We start from the raw sequence: 19,640 nt of genomic DNA, 5'->3' as shown, positions 1-19,640 counted from the left end.
GCGTGCCGCTGGGCATCAACGTCACCGTCATCGAGCCCGGCGGCTTCCGCACGGACTTCGCGGGCCGCTCACTGATCCAGTCCGCGACGGCGCGCCTGGACGTCGCTGTTCGCGATGGCCTCCGCGGTGGTCACCGACGTCGGCGGACCGTTGAGCCACAGCTCCATCGTGGCCCGCGAGTACGGGATCCCGGCGGTGCTGGGCACCGGAGTTGCCACCCAGCGGATCAGCAGCGGCCAGCGTATCCGCGTCGACGGCGACGCCGGCACCGTCACAATCGAGCGCGGTCCCCGTCCGGCCACGGGGGGATCCGGCTAGGATCAGCCCATGGCTCGCATTTTCATCACCGGTTCGACCGACGGGCTCGGCCTCGCCAACGCCCGGACGCTGCTGGATGAGGGCCACGAGGTCCTGCTGCACGCGCGCACGAGGGAACGCGCGGCCTCCCTCGCTCACCTCGCCTCGCAGTCGGCCGGCATCGTAATCGGCGACCTCAGTAGCGCCGCCGAAACCCGGGACCTCGCCGGGCAGGTCAACGCGCACGGGCGAATGGACGCCATCATCCACAACGCCGGCGTCTACCTCTCGCCGGGGCGAGTCGCGACCCCGGAGGGACATTCCCGCACCCTGGCAGTGAACGTGCTCGCCCCCTACATCCTCTCCGCCCTGATCGAGCGGCCCGGCCGGCTGATCTACGTCAGCAGCGGCATGCACCGCGGGGCCGACGGCAGCCTCCACGACATCAACTGGACCGAACGGCGCTGGAATGCCGGAGCGGCCTACTCCGAGAGCAAACTCCACGTCTCGGCGCTCTCCGCCTCCGTCGCCCGCCAGTGGCCCGACGTGCTCAGCAACTCCGTTGACCCCGGCTGGGTGCCCACCAGGATGGGCGGCGCCGGCGCCCCCGGCGACCTGGCCCTGGGCGCCGACACCCAGACTTGGCTCGCCGTCAGCGAGGACCCCGCCGCGCTGGTCTCCGGCAAGTACTGGCACCACCGACGGCCGCAGAAGCCGGCCCCGCCGGTCACCGACACCACCTTCCAGGACAGGCTCACCGACATCCTCGCCGAGCTCACCGGCGTCACGCTTTTCTGAGGGAGCCCGGGCCCGGGGCGACTGGCGGGTGGCAGCCGGTCAGAGCGGGCCTGTTGCGTCGGGCATGCTGCCACCGACCGGGAAAGTCATGAACGCCGGCGTCTCATACGGATGCACGGACAGTGCTGCGCCGACGACGGCCTCGCGCCGGGAGCGCGGGTAGATTGCCTCGATCCGGGTTTCCGGCACCTCCGCGGGGGAACTGACCGATCCGACGGTCGGATTCGCACCCTCCAACGGGGTGAAGCGCCCGGTGCCCTCGGTGCTGAACGAGCAGTGCGAGTAGTTGCCCAGCCTGCCCGCCTCGGCGTCGCCAATGGCCTTCCGCACGGCGTGCGCCGCCGCAGTGGGAGCGTAGATGACCAGACAATCCACGGGCTCCATGGCCGAAAGTCTGCCACTGAACACCGACGTGCGTTGAAATTTCGCAGCAGCCAATGGGTTGTCACGGTTCCGCTCTACCGACTGTGGGACCGGAATCGGGAGTGCCGCCAGACCGGTGCTTGTCGCGGGACGTGCGGACCTTCCAAGCAATCAAGGCGACTGCTACGGCGGCGACGACCATGGCTGTGATGACCTGTCCCACAGCCCTGGCTACCGCGTCATATGAGTTACCGGCCAGGAATCCAAGAAGAACGCATCCTCGGCGAAGACCAACACGCCCACGATGACCAGGGCCAGCAGCGGGCTGACATTCAGGATGTTATCGACAAGACCGCTCACCGGCATCCCGCACCCTATCCGAACGGTGCAGAATCGCCCGGACCAGGGCGGTGTTGCCTTCGGTCCTGGTCCACTGTGTTCCCCTCAAACCGGACAGCGGCGCCCCCATTGAGTGACGATACATTTTCGCCCGCGACGAAAAAAGGGCCTGTCAGGAGAACCGACGTACGGCCCGGGGGCCGGTGAGCGGCCCGGATGTGGCGCAGGCAATCAGGTCCGGTGGCCGTAAAAAGGTGCTTTTCGTCCGCGGGGTGGCTGGAATCTGTTTGGCGCGGGCACCGTCAAGGAAGCGGTTCCAGATCTGGGCCGCCGTTACTGCGGCGGTCCTGGCAGCGTCGACGGGATGCACTCCGGCGCCCCAGCCCACCGGGCCACCATCCCCCGCCACCCTCAACGTCACGACCGCTCTCGATGGGTTTGCCAACGAAATGCGCGACGCCGGAGCGCCGGCCGTCCTGGTCCAGGCGAAGATACGGGGCGAAGAGTGGTCGCGGGTCTACGGTGTGCGCAGTTTGGAAAGTGAGGAGCCTGCCCGGATCAGCGACCGCACATGGGTGGGCAGAGTGACCAAGGGCTTCGTGGCCGTCTCGGTCCTCAAGCTGGTTGCGGAGGGACGGCTCGGGCTTGAGGACCACGTCAGCCAGATCCTTCCCGAGGTCGACAGCCTGTTGCGCCCACCCGAGCAGGTCACCGTGAGGCAGTTGCTGCAGCACAGGTCGGGCATGCCGGACTATGTGATCCCGATGCTGCAGCAAGGCAGCCTGCGCGAGGTGTTTGACACTCCGCTGAGCCACACGGAGCGGCTTGCCCTGGCGGGAACCCAGAAGTGGGAACGGAAAATTGCCCAGGGATTTGAGTGCTCAAATTCGAACTACGTCGCCCTGGGAATGATCGTGGAACGGCTACGCGCTCGGCCCATCGGCGATGTCCTGCGGACAGACATCGTGGAGCCGCTCCAGCTGAAGGGAACTGCCATGACCCAGTCCGGTCTGGCCCCGGGCGATATGGTCCGCGGCTACATCACTGTCTTCGGCGAGCGCCGGGACGTCAGCAGTATCGAGATGTTCGTCGGGTCGCCCGACGGCGGGCTGATCTCCACCGTGGGCGATATGAACACGTTCTATTCGGCGCTGTTGCGGGGACAACTGCTGCCGTTGGCCCAGGTGGCCGACATGCAGAGCCCGCTCTATGCGCTTTACGGTCTGGGCATCGGCCGCTGGAACGACACGTGCACCAACAATTACTACTACGGCCACGGAGGGGATGTGCCGGGGTACGGAACCTTCTCGGTCTCCAGCGCGGACGGTTCACGGCAGGTTTCCATGTCGTTGACGCATCCACCCGGCCCGTTCGGCGTCAAGGACAACGGAATCGTGGACGAGATGGCCGAGACCGTGGTGGCGGCGCTGAATGCCGCCTGCTGACAGTGCCGGAAGTTATCGGATTGCCCGCTAGGGTTTTTCAACCCACTGGGCGCGCCAGGCCGGCGGCTCGAAGGCCTCACTCCAGTACGCCGTTTCCCTGGCAATCCTGCCGTCCCGGAATTCGAAGATGAAGACCGTTTCATACTTCGGGCCGCCGTAATCCAAGGACGCCTCGGCGACCACCAGGTTCCCGCCACTGACGAGTCTGCGGGGCGTAATGGTCGGCAGCTGCGGGAAGGCGCTGTAGATTCCCCTCCGGTTCTCGGCGCCGCGCACGAGTTCCCCGGACTGCGGCCAGTGCATGACGGCGTCGTCATGAAACAACTCATCCATGATTTCAACCCGACGGTCATTGATGCACGCGATCAGTCGGTTAACCACATTCTCGTTTGCCTTTGATTCATCCACATTCGTTGGCTCCATGCCATGCATTGTGCTCCCGCACAGTGGTTTCCGCCACAGCTTCGGCTGCGGGCGCCGTCCAGAACCCCTTCCTTGAGGCTGTCGACTTGGTCGGGGATCAGGCCGGCCCCGGGTGCTGCCTGTGCCGAGCCGGAGATTCCGGACCTCGGATTCCGAGGGCTCAAGGTAGTTTGAGGGCATGACGGCAAGCTACAGGTACGACGTCGAGATCGTGCACCTCCTCGTGTCCCCGGCACACGCGTACTTCGGCCGCGCCCGCGAGGGTGCAGCAGATGTCCCGACGACCGACGCCGACCGAGTGCAGCTGGTGGCCGGCAAGGGCATCGTCGGCGACAGGTTCTTCGGCAAGGCCGCGCACATGGATGCCGCTGTCACCCTGATCGCGGTCGAGGCCCTCGAGGCGATGTCGGCGGAGCTCGATGCCGGACCGTTTGACCCGCTCCTGACCCGGCGCAATGTAGTCATCAGGGGAGCCCAGTTGGCTCCCCTAATCGGCGGAGACTTCGCGCTCGAGTCGCGCGGGGAACTGGTCCGGCTCCGCGCCGGCCGGCCTGCGCACCCCTGCGCCTGGATGGACCAGATGCTCGCCCCGGGGGCGCACGCGGCCATGCGCGGGCGGGGCGGGGTCCGATGCCAGCCGCTCTCGGACGGCCTGCTGCGCCGCGGTCCGGCCGTGCTGATCAGCCCTGTGCCGCTGGATCCCGAGCAGGCCGGCATGCCAACTCTGCTGCGGCCGTCCCGGCTGCCGTAGGTCACTTCTGGCTGCGCGGCACCACACGCGCTGGATCAACGCCATGGATGACAGCCTGGCGCGCTGCTTGCAGGGCCCGTCGGAGAATGTGGACACCGGCGCCCTCACCGCCCTCACCGCGGCGGCCCCCACGGGACAGCACGGATAGCTTCGGACTCCAGCACGGTGAATTCGGTCGAGGCGCGGTCGGTTGGGATGCGGCGCGGCGCGGCCCCTGCGAAGAAAATCCACACGGCACCGCCGCCCTCGCCTGTCACTTCATCGACGATACCGATGCCCAGATCCTGGTCGCCGAGACGGACGCGGACCTCCTGCCCGCGCTTCAGTTCACTTCCGTGAACGTTCCTCCCGGACTTTCCTTCGAAGCTCATGGCGGCGCCTTCCCATAGTCGGAGATGGGTCATCTCCAGCGTATGCGTGCCAGATTAACGGCCGGTTAACGGGCCCGCCCAGGGAACCGGCCCGGCAGAGGACAACAGGCTCGGCGCCACCGCGGCCCACGCGACCACAGGGCAAAATTCCCTTGACGCCGAAATCGGCCTGAATCACAATGAAAAAATGAGCGACGCCGAGAGGGAACCGACCATCCGCAAGGTTGCGGACCGCCTCGCCCCGCGCTTTCCCGCGACGCCCCGGCACCGCATTGAAGGGATCGTCGCGGAGGAATACGACTCGCTGGAAACCGGCCGGATCAGAATCTACATCCCGACCCTGATCGAAAACAGCGCCCGGACCCGGCTCCACCGTGAGCTCAAGAACTAGACCGCCGAAGGTCCTCGCCGGGTAGCCGCGCCAGCGCACAGGAGGCCCGAGGAAATTTCCGGGCTCACGTTTCGACCCTAGAAGTCCCGACCCCGAGCCGATCGGGCCCTTTCGATGATTTCGCGCCTAGGGACTTTGGGCACAGGCCCGGGCAGGCCCACTCCGCCTAAAATGGAGCATGTTCAGTTCCGCCACGCTTGACGTGGAAAGCAACGACATCGCGCTGGAGTAGCTGCTTGTGACCAATTCGGAGATCGAGGACCTGCGCGCAGAACTCATCAGGCTCCGGCGCAGCGTCACGCACGCCGGATCGCGCCCGGACCCGTCATGGAGCTGACGTCCATCGTCCTGATCACTGCCCTCTTATTCGCCTGGGCCCTGGTTTCGGCGCGGCTGCAGCAGTCGGACCTGACCCCTCCCATCGTTTTTACCGCGGTCGGCGCGGCCCTGGCCTGGTCCGGGCTGGTCGACGGCTCCTCGCCTCCCGAGGGTCTCACCCCTATGCTCGAGCTCACGCTGGTCTGGGTGCTCTTCTCCGACGCCGCCCGCCTGCCCCTGCAGGAGCTGCGCCGGGACGTGGGGCGGTATGTGCGGCTGCTGGGAGTCGGCCTGCCGCTGACGATCGTGTTCGGGTGGGCCCTGGCCCTCTGGTTCTTCCCCCAGTTCGGGCTGTGGCTGGGACTCCTCGTCGGCGCGGCGCTGGCCCCGACCGACGCCGCCCTCGGGATCCCCGTGGTGACCAATCCGGCGGTGCCGTCACGGATCCGCCAGCTGATCACGGTCGAAAGCGGCCTCAACGACGGCATCGCCACCCCTGTCGTGATGGTCGCGATCGCCGGTGCAGCCGCCGCAGCCGGGCTGGAGAGCGCCGCGGCCCCGGGCAGCGCCGCCGTCGAACTGCTCATCGGCGCCGGTGTCGGCGCGGCAGCCGGCGCCCTGGGCGGGTGGCTGCTGCAGCTGGCCCGCCGGCGCGGGACCGCCGGCGAGGACTTCGCCGGCATCGGAGTCCTTGCCCTGAGCCTGCTCTCCTACTCCGCCGCCCTCGCCGTGGGCGGCAACGGGTTCGTCGCCGCGTTCTGCGGGGGGCTGGCGTTCGGCACGTGCGCCGGCCAGCGGGGTCCGGCCGAACTGGTCTTCGTTGAGCAGATGGGCGGTCTGGTCTCACTGCTCGTGTGGCTGGCCTTTGGAGCCATCGCCCTTCCGACGATGCTGGCGAACTTTGTCCCCCTGACCCTCGTGTACGCCGTCCTCAGCCTCACGGTGGTGCGCATGCTGCCGGTGGCACTGGCCACGATAGGTGCCGGCCTCGACCGGTCCACCGTCCTGTTCGTGGGTTGGTTCGGTCCGCGCGGACTCGCATCGCTCGTGTTCGCACTGCTGGCGCTGGAAGCCCTGGGGGCTGTGTCCGACGGGGTGGTGGCCGTCATCGCGGCCACCGTCCTGCTCAGCGTCCTGGCCCACGGCTTCAGCGCCGCGCCGCTGGCCGCCCGCTACGGACGGGCCGCTGCCGCAGCGGGCCCTGAGCCCGGCGGACCGGTGACGGTGGCGCCCGCGCCCGCCCGGGGGCTGAGCCGCAAGCACATGCCCCTCCCCCGTTTCCGACCCAAGCGGGCCCGTCCCTAGTCCGTACCGGACCCGGACCGGACCCGGCGGTCGCCGCCGCGGCGCCCGCCTGTGATGAGTCTCACGGGCAATAATGCGAAATCAGCTTGAGGCGACTGCGGCACGCTGTGCACTATGGAAAGGCGCGGCAGGGACGGAAACTTCCCGGCCGCAACAGTTTTACCCATCCTGGTGGACGCAATGAGGCCAAACCGGTGAGCTCGCAGAGCCGCCAGCGGTCCCGGAGCGTTCCCGGTTTGGCCCTACGGCGGCCCCGCATCGGTGCGGCGGCCGGACACCCGGACCACGAATGGAAGCACTGAACAATGACGTTTGAAACTGCCACCTCTGTCACCCACAAGCTCTGGGACCGCTCCACGATGCACCACGAGCTGGACTCCCTGATCCACGACCTCTCGGTCCGTCACAACACCCCGAAGAGCAACATCGCGGTCCACGCCAGCGGCCCCAGCACTTTCACGCTGAGCCTGAACCACGGCGCCGCCAGCCTCGAGTCCGTCTCCTCCTAGCACCACAGCCACCACCTAGCACCACGACGACGGCGGGAGCCTCCCGCCGTCGTCGTCCCGGCTTAGCCGCGCGTCGTCTCCGATGTCACAGCACGTACCCGGCCCGCGGGCACGGACCCCGGGCGGCTACTCGCTGTGCCCTTGGTCGCGGCTCATCTGATCCTCGACCGGAGGGGTCTCTCCCGGCGGCACTCCCCCACCAGGCTCCAACCCGGTGATCTTGCCCTCGAGCGGATCGGGGTTGGCCGAGGCCCCCGCATCGGGGTTGCCCGACACCGCCGGATTCGGGATCGAGTATTCCCTCACGCCGGGATTCTTTCCGCCGTCCGCCCGCGGCGGGTCGGGGTTGGCGGGATCGTTTTCGGGATGATAGGTGCTCATGGTTATGCCTTTCATTGCTCTCGGTTGGACACGGCCAGACAGGCTGCTGCGCGACCCGTTCAGGGCTTCAGGATCACCTTGATGCAGCCGTCTTCCTTCTTCTGGAAGATTTCGTAGGCGGCCGCGGCGCCGTCCAGGGAAACCTCGTGGGTCTTGAGGTCCATCACGCCAAGCGGGTCGCTCGGGTCTTCAACGAGGGGGATGAGGTCGTCAGTCCAGTTCCGGACGTTGCACTGGCCCATCCGGAACTGGATCTGCTTGTCAAACATGGTGAGCAGGGGCATCGGGCTTGCCGTGCCTCCGTAGACTCCGCTGAGCGATATGGTGCCGCCGCGCCGAACAGCGTCCACGGCTGAGTGGAGGACGGACATGCGGTCCACACCGGCCGTTTCCATTGCCTTTTTTGCCAGCGCGTCGGGCAAGAGCCCCGCTGCATGCTGGGCGAACGCGCCGACGGGGGAATTATGCGCTTCCATGCCGACGGCGTCGAGCACCGCATCGGGGCCACGCCCCCCGGTCATCTCGCGCAGCTGGTCGCCGATGTCGTCCGTGAAATCCATGGTTTCCACTCCGTGCCGTTCGGCCATGCGACGGCGTTCCGGAACCGGTTCTATGGCAATGACCCGCTGGCCGAGGTGGCAGCCGATTCGGCTGGCGAACTGCCCCACCGGACCGAGGCCGAAGACTGCCAACGTGCCGCCCTCGGGGACGTCGGCGTAGGTCACCCCCTGCCAGGCAGTGGGCAGGATATCGGAGAGGTAGAGATAGCGTTCATCAGGCAGCTCATGGCCCACCTTGATCGGTCCGTAGTCCGCGTGCGGCACCCTCAGGTATTCCGCCTGGCCGCCCGGGACGGACCCGTAGAGCTCGGAGAATCCGAAGAGGCTCGCGCCGCTGTTGTGGTCATGAACCTGCGTGGTCTCACACTGGGATTGCAGCCCCTGCCTGCACATCCAGCAGTGCCCGCAGGAGATGTTGAACGGGATGACCACGCGGTCCCCGGGCACTAGGTTCGTGACAGCGGATCCCACTTCCTGGACTACGCCCATGGGTTCGTGTCCCAGGATGTCCCCGGACTTCATGTACGGCCCGAGCACCTCGTACAGGTGAAGGTCCGAACCGCAGATCGCCGAGGAGGTGATCTTCACAATGGCGTCCGTGGGCTCCTGGATCACTGGATCCGGAACCAACTCGACGCTGACCGACCGCTTTCCCTGCCAGGTAAGTGCTCTCATGCCGTACTCCGTTCAGTAAAAGTAATAAGTATGCTGAGCAATTGATTATTGCTTGTCATCGCGTCGATGAAAAGCTCTCTGCCATGATTCCCGGGACCGGGGCGAGAGTTGGTTTCACTGCCAGGATCCGAGCATGGCCGCGCCGAGTGCAGGTAACGGCGGGGGCCGGGGCACGCTCTCATGCGCCGAGAGCGTCGAGAGCGGTGAGAGCTTCGGCCCGCAGGTGTGAACAGGAGAAGGTTTCGGGGAACTTATCTTCACTTGCGCGTACACTGAGAAAGCAAAGCATGCTTACTACTTTGCCTGCCCGGCCCCGACCGGCGAACTCCCCGAAAGGCACCAGCCATGCTTCTCCTCTTCGGCCTCAAGACCGTACTGAACAACCTCCCCGGACGGCCGGCGACCTGCCAGCACTGCGGCCGGTTCGTTCACCACCACCTCCAGGAACGCGCCACCAAGTTCACGCTGTTTTTCATCCCGATCCTCACCACGTCCCGGACCTACCAGATCTCATGCTCGAACTGCGGCCAGACTTCCCCCATCAATTCGCGGCAGAAGAAGGCGGTGGCCTGGTGAAAGCCGGCGGCGCCCGATCCCGTCTCGCTCAGCAGTCACGCATGGCCACCGCGACTCCTTCACACAAGGGGCCAAATCTGGCCCGTCCCGCTGTCCTGCTGTCCTGCTGTCACACTGAGCCGATGAGTGACCCTCTCCCCCGGTCCGGGCGTCCCGGCAATCCGCGCCGCGATGTTCGTTGACTTCGACAACGTCTACACCGGCCTGATGGCCCTGGAACCGGCCGCCGCCAAACGGTTCGCCGAGGATCCCAAGCACTGGACGGACGCGCTGGCCGACGGCGGTGCCGGCGGGGAATCCCGGCGATTCCTGATCCGCAACTGCTATCTCAACCCGGTGGCGTACTCGAAGTACCGGACCTACTGGACCCCCCGGCCGCGGCGAAGCCGAAAACCCAGCCGGCCTCGCCCGCGGTCCGTGACGTTCTCGAGTTCGTCCGCACCGCTCCGGGACCGGCGGTCGGCGCACTGGTGGCCCACCGGGCCCTCACCGCAGACCCGTCCCTGAAGACGGACTGGGGCGGTTTCGGCAAGTTCGGGACCGGGGTGGCCCAGATCGGCCGGAGCGTCGAATATGCCCCGGCACAGGGCGGGTGGGTCTGGGACGCCAAGCGGTTTTCGAGCGAGGATCTTCCGGCCCCGGCGGACCTGCAGCCCGGCATCGAGGAGCAGGTCACCCGTGTCACGGATGTTCCGGCACTGTCCGCGGCCCAGTTCCGGCAGGTGTTCCTGGCCATGGCGGCCAGGCTCCATGAACATCCGCTCAACCGCACCGAATTGTCCCGGCTGGTCAGGGATGACTGCGTCAGCGCGGGCCAGTCGGTCTCCCGCAACGCCGTGAATTTTGTCCTGCAGGGCCTCGCCTACGCCAATTTCCAGCTCAACGACCAGGCGACGGCGGCGGATCTGGCAGCAGCCTGGACCGCGAATGTGGAGGAACTCTGCCGGATGGCGCTGCTGGAGTTCGACGCCGCCGAGAAGTCCGCGGTGCGCCGCTGGGCCAGCGGCGGGCTGCTGGAGTCCACGCAGACCGATGACGCCCGTGACTAGCAATGGTTTCCGCGCGAAGGCGGCACCGGCCGTTGTGCTACATTTCGGCCCATGATCCCGCACCTGCCAGGCCACCATGCCGACGCACCCGCTGCCGCCGCCATCGGGCTCTTGGCGAGGCAGGGCTATGACGCAACTTCCGTCGACGACCTTGCTGACGCCGCCGGCATGAGCCGCAGCACGTTCTTCCGCAAGTTCGGGTCAAAGGAGGACGTTGTCTTCGCTGACCACGAGCGGATCCTCCGGCAGGTGACCGACCGTCTGGCGGAAACCATTCAGGAACCGCTGGCAGCGATCGAGGATGCGGCGCTGCTGGTTTTCAATCACCACCTGCGGAACCAGGAAACGTCCCGCGCGCGCTATGAGCTCATGCAGGCCGTGCCGGCACTCCGGGACCGCGAACTGGTCACGTCCTACCGGTACGAGAAGGCCTTCGTCCAGCACCTGCTGGATAGCCTGCCCGACGTCGAGCGCCGTGAATACAAGGCCGTCTCCTTCGCTGCCGCCGCGGTCGCCGTGCACAACGCCTTCCTCCGGGGCTGGCTGCGCACTGCACCGGCCGGCACGGAAGCGGCTACGGCGGACCGGGACAGGTCCGCCGCACTCGCGCGTGAACTTCGGTCCCTCTCGGAGATCTTCCGCCCGGCGCTGCTCGGCCCGGGCACCTCGGCGCAGGCGTCCCCGGCCGTCGTCGTGACCGTCCTGACCGCGGGCGCCGACAGGGAGGCGATTGTGCAGGCGGTCCGGGACGCGCTGCACTGACGTCCACCCGCTCGTGAAACTGAGTTTCTTGACGTGGAACCGCGTTTCATTGCATCCTTAGGATGTGGTGTGAGCCACAGCACGCGGGCAGCCCGGCCCCGACGCCGAGACAGAGGACAAAAACATGACGACGACGTCGCCCGCAGAACCCGGCTTGAACCAGGACGCAAACATCCCTGTCATCCTTGGCGGCGCGCGGACCCCCTTCGGCCGCTTCCGCGGCGGCCTCACACCCTTCTCCTCCAGCGAACTGGGCGCGCACGCCATCCGCGCTGCCCTGGACCGCGCCGGCGTCGCCCCCGAGCAGATCGACGCAGTCATCGTCGGCCAGGTCATCCAGGCCGGGGCCGGCCAGGGGCCCGCGCGGCAGGCCAGCCTGGCCGCCGGAATCGGCTGGGACGTGCCCACCGTGACGGTCAACAAACTCTGCCTCTCCGGTCTGACAGCCGTGATCGACGCCGCCCGGATGATCCGGGCCGGGGAAGCGGACTTCATCGTTGCGGCCGGCCAGGAATCCATGACCAACGCACCCCACCTCGTGCCCGGGCTCCGCGCCGGCGTCGTCATCGGGGAAGCCCCGATGCTGGACTCGCTGAACAAGGACGGGCTGCAGGATCCGGTCAGCGGCCTGCTGATGGGCGCGGCCACGGACGCCGGAAACGCCGAACGCGGCATCACCCGCGCCGAGCAGGACGCCGTCGCAGCCCGGTCGCACCATCGGGCCGAAGCAGCACGCGCCGCCGGCGTGTACGCCGAGGAAATCGCCCCGATCGACGTTCCCCAGCGCAAGGGGCCCGCACTGACCCTCACGCACGACGAGGGCATCCGCCCGGAGACCACGGCCGAATCCCTGGCACAGCTGCGTCCCGCGTTCTCCAAAGACGAAGCGGCGACCATCACCGCAGGATCCTCCTCCCCGCTCTCGGACGGCGCCGCGGCCCTGGTGATCGCCAGCAAAGCGGCAGCCGAAGCCGCAGGGCTCGAGTGGATTGCCGAAATCGGTGCGCACGGCCAGACCGCAGGACCGGACGGATCCCTGCATTCCCAGCCCGCCCGGGCCATTGAACTCGCCCTCAGACGCGAGGGCCTCACCGCGCAGGAGCTCGATCTCGTCGAGATCAATGAAGCCTTCGCCTCCGTGCTCATCCAGTCCGCCAGGGACCTGGGCCTCGAGCCGGAGGACATCAACGCCGAGGGAGGCGCCATCGCGCTCGGGCATCCGGTCGGGGCCTCGGGCGCCCGCCTGGTCCTGCACCAGGCGCTGGCGCTGAAACGCCGGGGCGGCGGCACCGGTGTCGTCGCACTCTGCGGCGGCGGCGGCCAGGGCGACGCCCTGGTCCTGAAGGCATGACCATCCCTACGAAGAAGCAGGACATGAACACCACCAACCCCGAAGAGGGCTTCGGAACCATCTCCGTCGCAGCCATCCTGGCCGAGTCCGCTCGAAGGACCCCGGACCACACCGCACTGATCGTCGGTGAGGAGGAAACCAGCTACGGCGACCTCTGGAATGAGACCCGCGCCTACGCCGGGGCACTGCGGGCGCGCGGCATCGGCCCCGGGGACGCCGTTGCCGTGCTGATCCCCAACGTCGCGGACTTCGCCCGGGTGTACTACGCCGTCCTCGCGCTGGGCGCCATTGTGGTTCCGGTGCACGCCCTGCTCAAGGCACGTGAAATCGAATACGTGCTCCAGGACAGCGGCGCCAGGATGCTGATCTGCGCCGCTCCGCTCCTGAAGGAAGGCGCTGCGGGTGCCGCCAGCACCGGGACCGATCTCCTGACCGTGATGGCGCCCGACGACGGCGGGCTGCCGCGGCTCGAAGCCGAGGCCGCCGCGGCCGAGCCGATCCGCAGTTACTTCCCCTGCCGGCCCTCGGACACCGCCACCATCCTGTACACCTCCGGCACCACCGGCAAGCCAAAGGGAGCCCTCGGAACCCACTTCGCCCTGGTGGAACAGACCTCCGTCATCCTGACGTCCGTCATGGACTTCAAGCCCGGCGATGTCCTCTTCGGCGGGCTGCCGCTCTTCCACACCTTCGGCCAGACAGTGGTGCTCAACGCGGGGCTGCGGGCGGGCGTCACCATCGTCATGATGCCCCGGTTCAGCGGCGAGGGCGCCCTCAAGCTGATGGCCCGGCACAAGGTCAACATCTTTCTGGGAGTGCCGACCATGTATGTCGGGCTCCTGGAAGCGGCCAAGACCACCGACGTCCGCCCGGCGGCCCTCCGCTACGGCATCTCGGGTGGCGCTTCCCTGCCGCTGGCCGTCATGGACAAATTCCGCGATGTCTTCGGGGTTGAAATCCACGAAGGCTACGGCCTTACCGAAACATCCCCCGTCGCCGCGTTCAACCACGTCGGGACCCCGCCCCGGCCCGGCACCATCGGGGTGGCCATCTGGGGCGTCGACATCGAAATCGCCCGCGCCGAAACGGTCGAAAGCATCGAGCTGCTGCCCCCGGGCGAACTTGGCGAGCTCGTCATCCGCGGGCACCTGCTGATGAAGGGCTACCTCAACCGGCCCGAGGCCACCGCCGAGGCGATCATCGACGGCTGGTTCCGCACCGGCGACCTTGGGACGAAGGACGGCGACGGTTACCTGACCATCGTGGACCGCAAAAAGGACATGATCATCCGCAACGGCTACAACGTCTACCCCCGCGAGGTGGAGGAGATCCTCCTGACCCACCCGGAGGTCGTCAGCGCAGCGGTCTACGGAATCCCGCACGATGTCCATGGCCAGGAAATTGCGGCCGCTATCGTGCTCGACGCGGGAGCCGCCGCCACCGAAACGGACCTGATGGAATTCGCCAGCGCCCAGCTCGCGGCGTACAAGTATCCGCGCGTCATCAGGCTGCTCACGGAACTCCCCCTCGGGCCCAGCGGAAAGATCCTCAAGCGGAACCTGGCGGCCGGGGCCGTCGGGTCGTAGAAGGCCGGGCGCCCCGGCCGTGCGGACCCGGGGGTCCCGGAGCCAGAAAACTCCCGCGCCGAGCGAGGCGCATCACAGGGTTGCGGCTTCTTCCTGCGCCAGCCTGATCATGCGGAGTTCGTCCTCCACCGCGCGGGCAGGCCAATAGTCCTTCGCCAGTTCTCCCGCCCGGGTCCGGTCTGCTGCCGGGAAGAGCTTGCCGAACAGCCCGGCGGCGTGAAGCAGGGCGATCAGCGCCGTGATTCTGGGATCGGACGCCTGGGCACCGGGGGCCCTGGGGGACTCGGGTTTGGCACCGGGGGCCTCGGACTCGGGCGCCTCCACCTCGGGTTTGGCACCAGTGGCCTCGGGCTTGGCACCATTGGCCTCGGGCTCGGCCTTTGCAGGTTCCGCCTGCGCGCCGCCGAGTGCCGCTTCGATCTCTTGCAGGAGCGCAGCTTCCGGACCGTGATCCTTTTCCGGGTACCGCGTGGACTTGAACAGACCCAGGTGTCTTTCGCCGACCTGTTCCACGATGCCCCGGGCCGCCATCTGCTCGTAGACACGCTGCACTTCGGCTCGGCCTTCCAGCATGGAGACCCACCGCTTGGGGGTGTGGGGCCGGGATTTTCCTCGGATCTGCTCCAGTTCACGCTGGAAGTCCGTTTGCGGGGCGGCGCCGGTCGCCCTGACATTCTTGCCCTGCAACTCGATGGCACCGAGCAGGTCCAGCTCGGCCAGTATTGCCCCGGCCACCGTGGTCCTGAGTGCGAACACCGGCACTGCAGGTTTGCCGTCGTTGTCGTTCGTTGCCAAAAGCAGAAAAGCTTGGGGAAGGCTCAGTTCCGCCGACTTGGGTGTTTCAGGTGTCGTAGCGTCCATACGATCATCGTGGCGCAGTCGGGGTGCCACCACAATGAGGATTTGTACCCGTCTGCAGCGCAGATCAGACGTGCTGGTCGACGAGTACCGGGTTGCCGTCCGGGTCCAGGACGATGAAGCTCGACGGGCCCGTTGTTCCCTCGTCTGCCTCGGAAAGGAACCCCATGCCCTTGGCTTTCAGTTCCCGCTGGAGTTCGCGCACATCGGTGAACGGATCCACGGCCTCCGCGTTCTGGTTCCAGCCCGGGTTGAAGGTGAGCATGTTCTTCTCAAACATGCCCTGGAAGAGGCCGATGGCAGTCTCGCCGTTCTTCAGGATCAGCCAGTTCTGGGTGATGTCGCCCCCGAATCTGCTGAAACCGAGCTTCTCGTAAAATGCAGCAGAAGCCGCGATGTCCTTCACGGTGAGGCTGATGGAAAACGCTCCGAGCTGCATGTGTTGCTCCACTCTCCAGAGGGTCGGATCTTCCCGATGATACGCGCGGCGCCGGGGTTCAGGGACAATGGGACGCATGACCCTTACGACGTTCGCCCTTGTCCGCCATGGCCAGACGGACTGGAACGCCCAGCGCCGGCTGCAGGGGTCCACCGACATTCCGCTGAACGACGTCGGCCGCGGCCAGGCGCGCGACGCCATCGCCGTCCTGTCCGGCTACGCGTGGGACACGGTTGTGTCGTCGCCGCTGAGCCGTGCCGCCGAAACCGCAGACCTCATCGCGGCGGGGCTGGGACTGGGCCTCGCCCGCCGGGTGCCGGAGCTCACCGAACGCAGCTTCGGACCCGCCGAGGGCCTGCAGGACGGCCCCGAACTGGATGCGCTGCGCATCCCGGACGGGTTCCGTGGCGCAGAAAGCCAGGACGGGGCGGCCCGCCGCGGGCTGGCGGCGCTGGAAGCCCTCGCCGAGGAGTTCCGCGGCCGCCGCGTCCTGGTGGTCGCCCACGGCTCCCTGATCCGCGTGAGCCTCAGCCGAGCGATCGGCCGCACCCTGCAAAGCATCGACAACGCCGCCCTCAATGTGGCCCATCACCATCCCGTTGACGGCTGGCAGCTCGAATACTTCAACGGCGAGCGAGTTGTCGCCGGCCTTCCGGGCTGAGCCGCGCCGTCCGGAACAGCAACCGAACAGCGGCGGCCGGAATCCGGCCGCCGCATCGCATCACGCTCCGTCGTCGACCGTGATGACAATCTTGCCGCGCGTATGCCCTTCCATATTGAGCCGGAAGGCGTCGGCCGCCTCCGGCAACGGGAACGTCCGGGCAACCTCAACGCGGATATTGTGCTGGTCCACCAGATCGGCGAGCTCCTGCAGCTGGGAGCCGGCGGGGTTGACCCACATCCAGGTGCCGCCGTGCTGCTCGACGTCGCTGTCGGCGATGGAGGCGTGGCGGCCTCCCTCGGCCAGGACAGCCAGGGTCGCGTCGAGGTTCCCGCCGACGAAGTCCGCGACGACGTCAACGCCGTCGGGCCGCAGGGCGTGCACCCGGTCCGCGAGCCCTTCGCCGTAGCTGACGGGCTCGGCACCGAGAGAGCGCAGGAAGTCGTGGTTCCCTTCCGAGGCGGTCGCGATGACTTTGGCGCCCAGCGCCGCGGCGATCTGGATGCCCAGGGACCCGACACCGCCGGCGCCGCCATGGATCAGCACGGTCTCGCCCGCCTTGAGGCCCAGACGGGTCAGGACCTGATAGGCCGTCAAACCCGCCAAGGGAAGACCGGCGGACTCGTTCCACCCCAGAGATGCCGGCTTTCGGGCAAGGAGCCGCTCCGGCAGGGCAATGTATTGGGCGAAGCTGCCGCCGTGGACGAAGTCCTTCCGGCCGTAGGAAATCACTTCCTCCCCGGGCTGGAAGTGCGGCGCGTCGATGCCTACTGACTCGACGATGCCGGCCACATCCCACCCGGGAATCGCCGGGAACTGCAGGTCCATGGCTGCGTCCAGGTAGCCGGCCGTGATCTTCCAGTCGACCGGGTTCACCGACGCCGCCTTGACCTTGACCAGGACCATCCCGGGCCCGACCTTCGGCATCGGTTGCTCGGTCAGTTCAAGGACGTCGGGGTTTCCGTATTCGCTGTAAGTAATTGCTTTCATGCAAGGCTGAACAACCACTCCCGGGGCACTATTCCGCGGCCGGCCGGTGAGTGCGGCATCTCACCGGCCGAGGAACGGCAGCCTGATGGCCTCAGCCAGGGTCCACGCTGAGGCATCACAGCGTCATTCCCGGCGCGGGCTTACCGCTCCCACGTCCCACTGACAGCCCTGTATACGCTCCAGCACCCCGTAGCTTCGCTGTTGGTCGAGCCCCGGATACTCAGCCATGTCCGATCGCCGCCACGGGGACGTTCAGGCATGACTTGGTTGGGGGCTACTACCGTGACCCGCGGCCCGGGCTGTGCTGCAGCGCGACGTCGATAAGGATTTCCGCCGCTGCCCGCGCCTGGCGTGCGGGTTCGGCGCTGGCGGCTATAGCCGCAGTCGTTATGGCGCCTTCGGCAAGGATTACGAGTTGCGGAGCCAGCGATGCGGGGGCTCCGGCTTCGTCTGCCAGCTGCGCCAGATAGGTCTGGAAGTGCTTTTTGTGCTGCCTGACGATGTCGGTGATGTTTCCGGAGGCGCCGCCCACTTCCGCGAAGGAGTTGATGAAGGCGCACCCCCGGAATCCCTCGGAAGTGAACCAGCCGGCGAGGAAATCGTAGACAGCGAGCAGCCGCTCGCGTGGCACCTGGGTCGATTCAACCTGGGCGGTCACCCCGGCGGTCCACATCCGCTGCCAGGCGAACGGCACTTCCTCCACGATGGCTAAAGCAACGAGGTGAGAACGAGCGTTCTACTAGTGGTTGAAGAGATCCGCCCTACCGCTTTCGTGACCGTCAGTACCGAGAACAGGGCGCAATGACGTGGGGCCTGTGCGCAATATCGGCAGCCCGCCCGTGGCTGTCGGTCCCATTATCTGAAGGCGCCATGAACCGTTTAGAACAGCAACTTGCCCCGCCAGGGCCCGAGGCGGCCCCGGACTTACTCGCCGGTCTGCTGCTGCGCACAGCAAAAGGCGATCATCAGGCATTCAGCGAGTTCTACCGCCACACGTCCGGTCAGGTCGCAGGGCTGGTCCGGCGGATCGTCATCGACCGGGAACTCAGCGAAGAGGTGGTCCAGGAAGTATTCATCGTTGTCTGGCAGGATGCAGCGAAATACCAGGCGGCTATCGGGTGCCCTACGGCCTGGCTGATGACCATCGCGCACCGACGGTCAGTAGACAAAGTCCGATCGAACCAAAGCAGCCGAAATCGCGACGAACGATGGGCATCGACCACGCCGGGGGCTTACGACGGAGTCCTCGACGCCGTGGCAGAGAAGATGGACGCTCGGACACTCATCAACTCACTGGCGTGCCTGTCGCCACTGCAGCGCGAATCCATCGTCCTTGCCTATTTCGAATCGATGACCTACCGGGAAATCTCCGTGAAACTCGCTGTACCTCTGCCCACGATCAAATCCCGAATCAGGGACGGTCTCCAGAGGCTCAGGACGCAACTTGAACCTGCATAGCCAGCCGACGCCCGGAGCGGAGTATCCCGCTGAGAATCCGATCCGCCGGCACCGCCTACTCATCGGTTCGATGGCCGACGTCGTCGTCCAGGAGGAGTTAGCAAAGGCCCGCAATCGGTCGGTGGCTTCGGGACTCGGTCGCAATACGGCCCCAATTCCGGCGGTTGTGGAATCCTTCATTGACACCGCCAGGCACGGGCCGACACCGCAGAGCGCAGCGGAAGTATGCTTCGCAACGTTATTGAGCGCAGTCTTGGACCACCAACTTCGAGCAATCATCAGCCTGGACGTACCCCGGGACAGCGTCCACGCCGATATCGACGGAAGCCTCACCCGCGTCACCCGGGCGTCCCTGGTCGAAGTCGCTGAAAGAATCCTGAAGCTGCGGGTCGGCTCACACATCCGCGTGAACCTGGGCAGTGCCGCATTTGTGGAGTCGGCCGCCATCGCCGGGCTCCGGACGGATCTGGAAACCCTTGGCCGCCAAGCCGGCGGACGGCCGGGCCATCGGCAAGTGCCTCTTCAAACACGCGCCCTCGAGAGGTAACGTCGCGGTGCGCCCCTTCCGGCATCACGTTGCGTCCTGCCCGTCGGGATGATTCACTTCGTCTTCGGGCTGCCGCCGGGCACCGCGATGGCTCGTTTCAAAACCGGCAGCAGCCGACTCCCGGCCGCTGCCGAACACCGAAAAACCAACCGAGTGTCTCACATCCTTGAAACACTTCAGAAGGCGAGCGTTTCGGCCGAACCCTGAGGGGCCTTGTGCGGTCGCGAGGAGTCCCACGCAGGCTGGCCCATCGCATCCAGTGTGCGTTCCACAGGACATCATTGACCGAGTTCGGGCCGCCATTTCGCTAGTCCCCGTCGGGCAGTCCGTAACGGCAGCGGTGACGAATAGGGTGTGTGGGTAGTTTCCTGACAGGCGCGCCATTCCGGCGCGCGGAGGACACATCCCTGGGAAAGGGATTGTCATGAGAACCGTGA

Annotated in this window: 25 protein-coding genes and 2 pseudogenes; 17 read left to right on the top strand and 10 right to left on the bottom strand. The window is 66.8% G+C overall.

Annotated features, from left to right (window positions below; translation table 11 throughout):
• Positions 1-5: 5 nt before the first annotated feature.
• The 3 genes and pseudogenes from QK291_RS09630 to QK291_RS09620 form a co-directional block, all read left to right on the top strand.
• A pseudogene (locus QK291_RS09630) lies at positions 6-92 on the top strand (short-chain dehydrogenase/reductase); the annotation flags it as partial.
• Positions 76-318 (top strand): annotated as a pseudogene (locus QK291_RS09625) (PEP-utilizing enzyme); the annotation flags it as partial. The pseudogenes QK291_RS09630 and QK291_RS09625, both read left to right, overlap by 17 nt.
• A 9-nt stretch (positions 319-327) precedes the next feature.
• Complete coding sequence (locus QK291_RS09620; RefSeq protein ID WP_282381194.1) at positions 328-1,095, top strand: SDR family NAD(P)-dependent oxidoreductase; 768 nt, start codon at positions 328-330, stop codon at positions 1,093-1,095.
• A gap of 39 nt (positions 1,096-1,134) precedes the next feature.
• Here the strand turns inward: QK291_RS09620 and QK291_RS09615 are convergent, their stop codons facing one another.
• Together QK291_RS09615 and QK291_RS09610 are read right to left on the bottom strand one after the other, a co-directional pair.
• The gene (locus QK291_RS09615; protein WP_282381192.1) at positions 1,135-1,479 is read right to left on the bottom strand and encodes a hypothetical protein; all 345 of its coding nucleotides are present in this window, start codon (positions 1,477-1,479) and stop codon (positions 1,135-1,137) included.
• 210 nt (positions 1,480-1,689) lie between these two features.
• Entirely contained in the window at positions 1,690-1,818 is a 129-nt protein-coding gene (locus QK291_RS09610; RefSeq protein WP_282381190.1) for a hypothetical protein, read from the bottom strand.
• A 266-nt stretch (positions 1,819-2,084) separates the two neighbouring features.
• Between QK291_RS09610 and QK291_RS09605 the strand changes: the two genes are divergently transcribed.
• A complete protein-coding gene (locus tag QK291_RS09605) occupies positions 2,085-3,242 on the top strand; it encodes a serine hydrolase (RefSeq protein ID WP_282381188.1) in 1,158 nt (385 codons plus the stop codon).
• A 27-nt stretch (positions 3,243-3,269) separates the two neighbouring features.
• Here QK291_RS09605 and QK291_RS09600 read toward each other — a convergent pair whose 3' ends face one another.
• Positions 3,270-3,665, bottom strand: a complete 396-nt coding sequence (locus QK291_RS09600; protein WP_282381186.1) for a nuclear transport factor 2 family protein — start codon at positions 3,663-3,665, stop codon at positions 3,270-3,272.
• 178 nt (positions 3,666-3,843) lie between these two features.
• Here QK291_RS09600 and QK291_RS09595 point away from each other — a divergent pair, with 178 nt between their 5' ends.
• Positions 3,844-4,416, top strand: coding sequence for an MOSC domain-containing protein (locus QK291_RS09595; RefSeq protein ID WP_282381184.1), 573 nt, complete (start codon positions 3,844-3,846; stop codon positions 4,414-4,416).
• 113 nt (positions 4,417-4,529) lie between these two features.
• On the opposite strand, the gene QK291_RS09590 is transcribed toward QK291_RS09595, so the two are convergent.
• Entirely contained in the window at positions 4,530-4,787 is a 258-nt protein-coding gene (locus QK291_RS09590; protein WP_282381182.1) for a hypothetical protein, read from the bottom strand.
• 187 nt (positions 4,788-4,974) lie between these two features.
• On the opposite strand from QK291_RS09590, the gene QK291_RS09585 reads away from it, so the two are divergent.
• From QK291_RS09585 to QK291_RS09575, 3 genes are all read left to right on the top strand, one after another.
• The gene (locus QK291_RS09585; protein WP_282381180.1) at positions 4,975-5,178 is read left to right on the top strand and encodes a hypothetical protein; all 204 of its coding nucleotides are present in this window, start codon (positions 4,975-4,977) and stop codon (positions 5,176-5,178) included.
• 327 nt (positions 5,179-5,505) lie between these two features.
• On the top strand, positions 5,506-6,801 hold the full coding sequence (locus QK291_RS09580) for a cation:proton antiporter (protein WP_282381179.1): 1,296 nt from the start codon (positions 5,506-5,508) through the stop codon (positions 6,799-6,801).
• Positions 6,802-7,106: 305 nt separating this feature from the next.
• Entirely contained in the window at positions 7,107-7,310 is a 204-nt protein-coding gene (locus tag QK291_RS09575; protein ID WP_282381177.1) for a hypothetical protein, read from the top strand.
• 126 nt (positions 7,311-7,436) lie between these two features.
• On the opposite strand, the gene QK291_RS09570 is transcribed toward QK291_RS09575, so the two are convergent.
• Positions 7,437-7,691 (bottom strand): DUF6480 family protein, encoded by a 255-nt coding sequence (locus QK291_RS09570; RefSeq protein ID WP_282381175.1) that lies wholly within the window; start codon positions 7,689-7,691, stop codon positions 7,437-7,439.
• A 59-nt stretch (positions 7,692-7,750) separates the two neighbouring features.
• A complete protein-coding gene (locus tag QK291_RS09565) occupies positions 7,751-8,926 on the bottom strand; it encodes a zinc-dependent alcohol dehydrogenase (protein ID WP_282381174.1) in 1,176 nt (391 codons plus the stop codon).
• Between the two features lie 345 nt (positions 8,927-9,271).
• Here QK291_RS09565 and QK291_RS09560 point away from each other — a divergent pair, with 345 nt between their 5' ends.
• The 6 genes from QK291_RS09560 (at position 9,272) to QK291_RS09535 (ending at position 14,250) form a co-directional block, all read left to right on the top strand.
• Positions 9,272-9,502, top strand: coding sequence for a zinc-ribbon domain-containing protein (locus tag QK291_RS09560; protein ID WP_282381172.1), 231 nt, complete (start codon positions 9,272-9,274; stop codon positions 9,500-9,502).
• 126 nt (positions 9,503-9,628) lie between these two features.
• A complete protein-coding gene (locus QK291_RS09555) occupies positions 9,629-10,009 on the top strand; it encodes a hypothetical protein (RefSeq protein ID WP_282381170.1) in 381 nt (126 codons plus the stop codon).
• Positions 9,973-10,551: a hypothetical protein gene (locus QK291_RS09550; RefSeq protein WP_282381168.1), complete on the top strand. Its 579-nt coding sequence runs from the start codon at positions 9,973-9,975 to the stop codon at positions 10,549-10,551. The genes QK291_RS09555 and QK291_RS09550 overlap by 37 nt, the downstream gene beginning before the upstream one ends.
• 51 nt (positions 10,552-10,602) lie before the next feature.
• Complete coding sequence (locus QK291_RS09545) at positions 10,603-11,313, top strand: TetR/AcrR family transcriptional regulator (protein WP_282381166.1); 711 nt, start codon at positions 10,603-10,605, stop codon at positions 11,311-11,313.
• Positions 11,314-11,437: 124 nt separating this feature from the next.
• Positions 11,438-12,664 carry an acetyl-CoA C-acyltransferase gene (locus QK291_RS09540; protein ID WP_282381164.1) on the top strand — a complete coding sequence of 409 codons (1,227 nt, stop codon included), beginning with the start codon at positions 11,438-11,440 and terminating at the stop codon, positions 12,662-12,664.
• Positions 12,661-14,250, top strand: coding sequence for a long-chain fatty acid--CoA ligase (locus QK291_RS09535; protein WP_282381162.1), 1,590 nt, complete (start codon positions 12,661-12,663; stop codon positions 14,248-14,250). The genes QK291_RS09540 and QK291_RS09535 overlap by 4 nt, the downstream gene beginning before the upstream one ends.
• 72 nt (positions 14,251-14,322) lie before the next feature.
• Here QK291_RS09535 and QK291_RS09530 read toward each other — a convergent pair whose 3' ends face one another.
• Both QK291_RS09530 and QK291_RS09525 read right to left on the bottom strand, forming a co-directional pair.
• Entirely contained in the window at positions 14,323-15,111 is a 789-nt protein-coding gene (locus QK291_RS09530; RefSeq protein ID WP_282381159.1) for a GPP34 family phosphoprotein, read from the bottom strand.
• Between the two features lie 64 nt (positions 15,112-15,175).
• A complete protein-coding gene (locus QK291_RS09525; RefSeq protein ID WP_282381157.1) occupies positions 15,176-15,547 on the bottom strand; it encodes a VOC family protein in 372 nt (123 codons plus the stop codon).
• 76 nt (positions 15,548-15,623) lie between these two features.
• Here QK291_RS09525 and QK291_RS09520 point away from each other — a divergent pair, with 76 nt between their 5' ends.
• Complete coding sequence (locus QK291_RS09520; RefSeq protein ID WP_282381155.1) at positions 15,624-16,208, top strand: histidine phosphatase family protein; 585 nt, start codon at positions 15,624-15,626, stop codon at positions 16,206-16,208.
• A 60-nt stretch (positions 16,209-16,268) separates the two neighbouring features.
• Here QK291_RS09520 and QK291_RS09515 read toward each other — a convergent pair whose 3' ends face one another.
• Both QK291_RS09515 and QK291_RS09510 read right to left on the bottom strand, forming a co-directional pair.
• Positions 16,269-17,198 carry an NADP-dependent oxidoreductase gene (locus QK291_RS09515; RefSeq protein WP_282381153.1) on the bottom strand — a complete coding sequence of 310 codons (930 nt, stop codon included), beginning with the start codon at positions 17,196-17,198 and terminating at the stop codon, positions 16,269-16,271.
• Between the two features lie 277 nt (positions 17,199-17,475).
• Entirely contained in the window at positions 17,476-17,901 is a 426-nt protein-coding gene (locus QK291_RS09510) for a hypothetical protein (protein ID WP_282381151.1), read from the bottom strand.
• A gap of 167 nt (positions 17,902-18,068) precedes the next feature.
• Here QK291_RS09510 and QK291_RS09505 point away from each other — a divergent pair, with 167 nt between their 5' ends.
• Both QK291_RS09505 and QK291_RS09500 read left to right on the top strand, forming a co-directional pair.
• Positions 18,069-18,656, top strand: a complete 588-nt coding sequence (locus QK291_RS09505; RefSeq protein ID WP_282381149.1) for a sigma-70 family RNA polymerase sigma factor — start codon at positions 18,069-18,071, stop codon at positions 18,654-18,656.
• The gene (locus QK291_RS09500; protein ID WP_282381147.1) at positions 18,643-19,203 is read left to right on the top strand and encodes a hypothetical protein; all 561 of its coding nucleotides are present in this window, start codon (positions 18,643-18,645) and stop codon (positions 19,201-19,203) included. Before QK291_RS09505 ends, QK291_RS09500 begins: the two co-directional genes overlap by 14 nt.
• Positions 19,204-19,640: the final 437 nt, after the last annotated feature.

This window comes from Arthrobacter sp. AL12, from assembly GCF_029960645.1.
Classification (GTDB): domain Bacteria; phylum Actinomycetota; class Actinomycetes; order Actinomycetales; family Micrococcaceae; genus Arthrobacter.
Note: the sequence above shows the minus strand (reverse complement) of the source record. Positions and strands in the feature narration are given on the sequence as shown.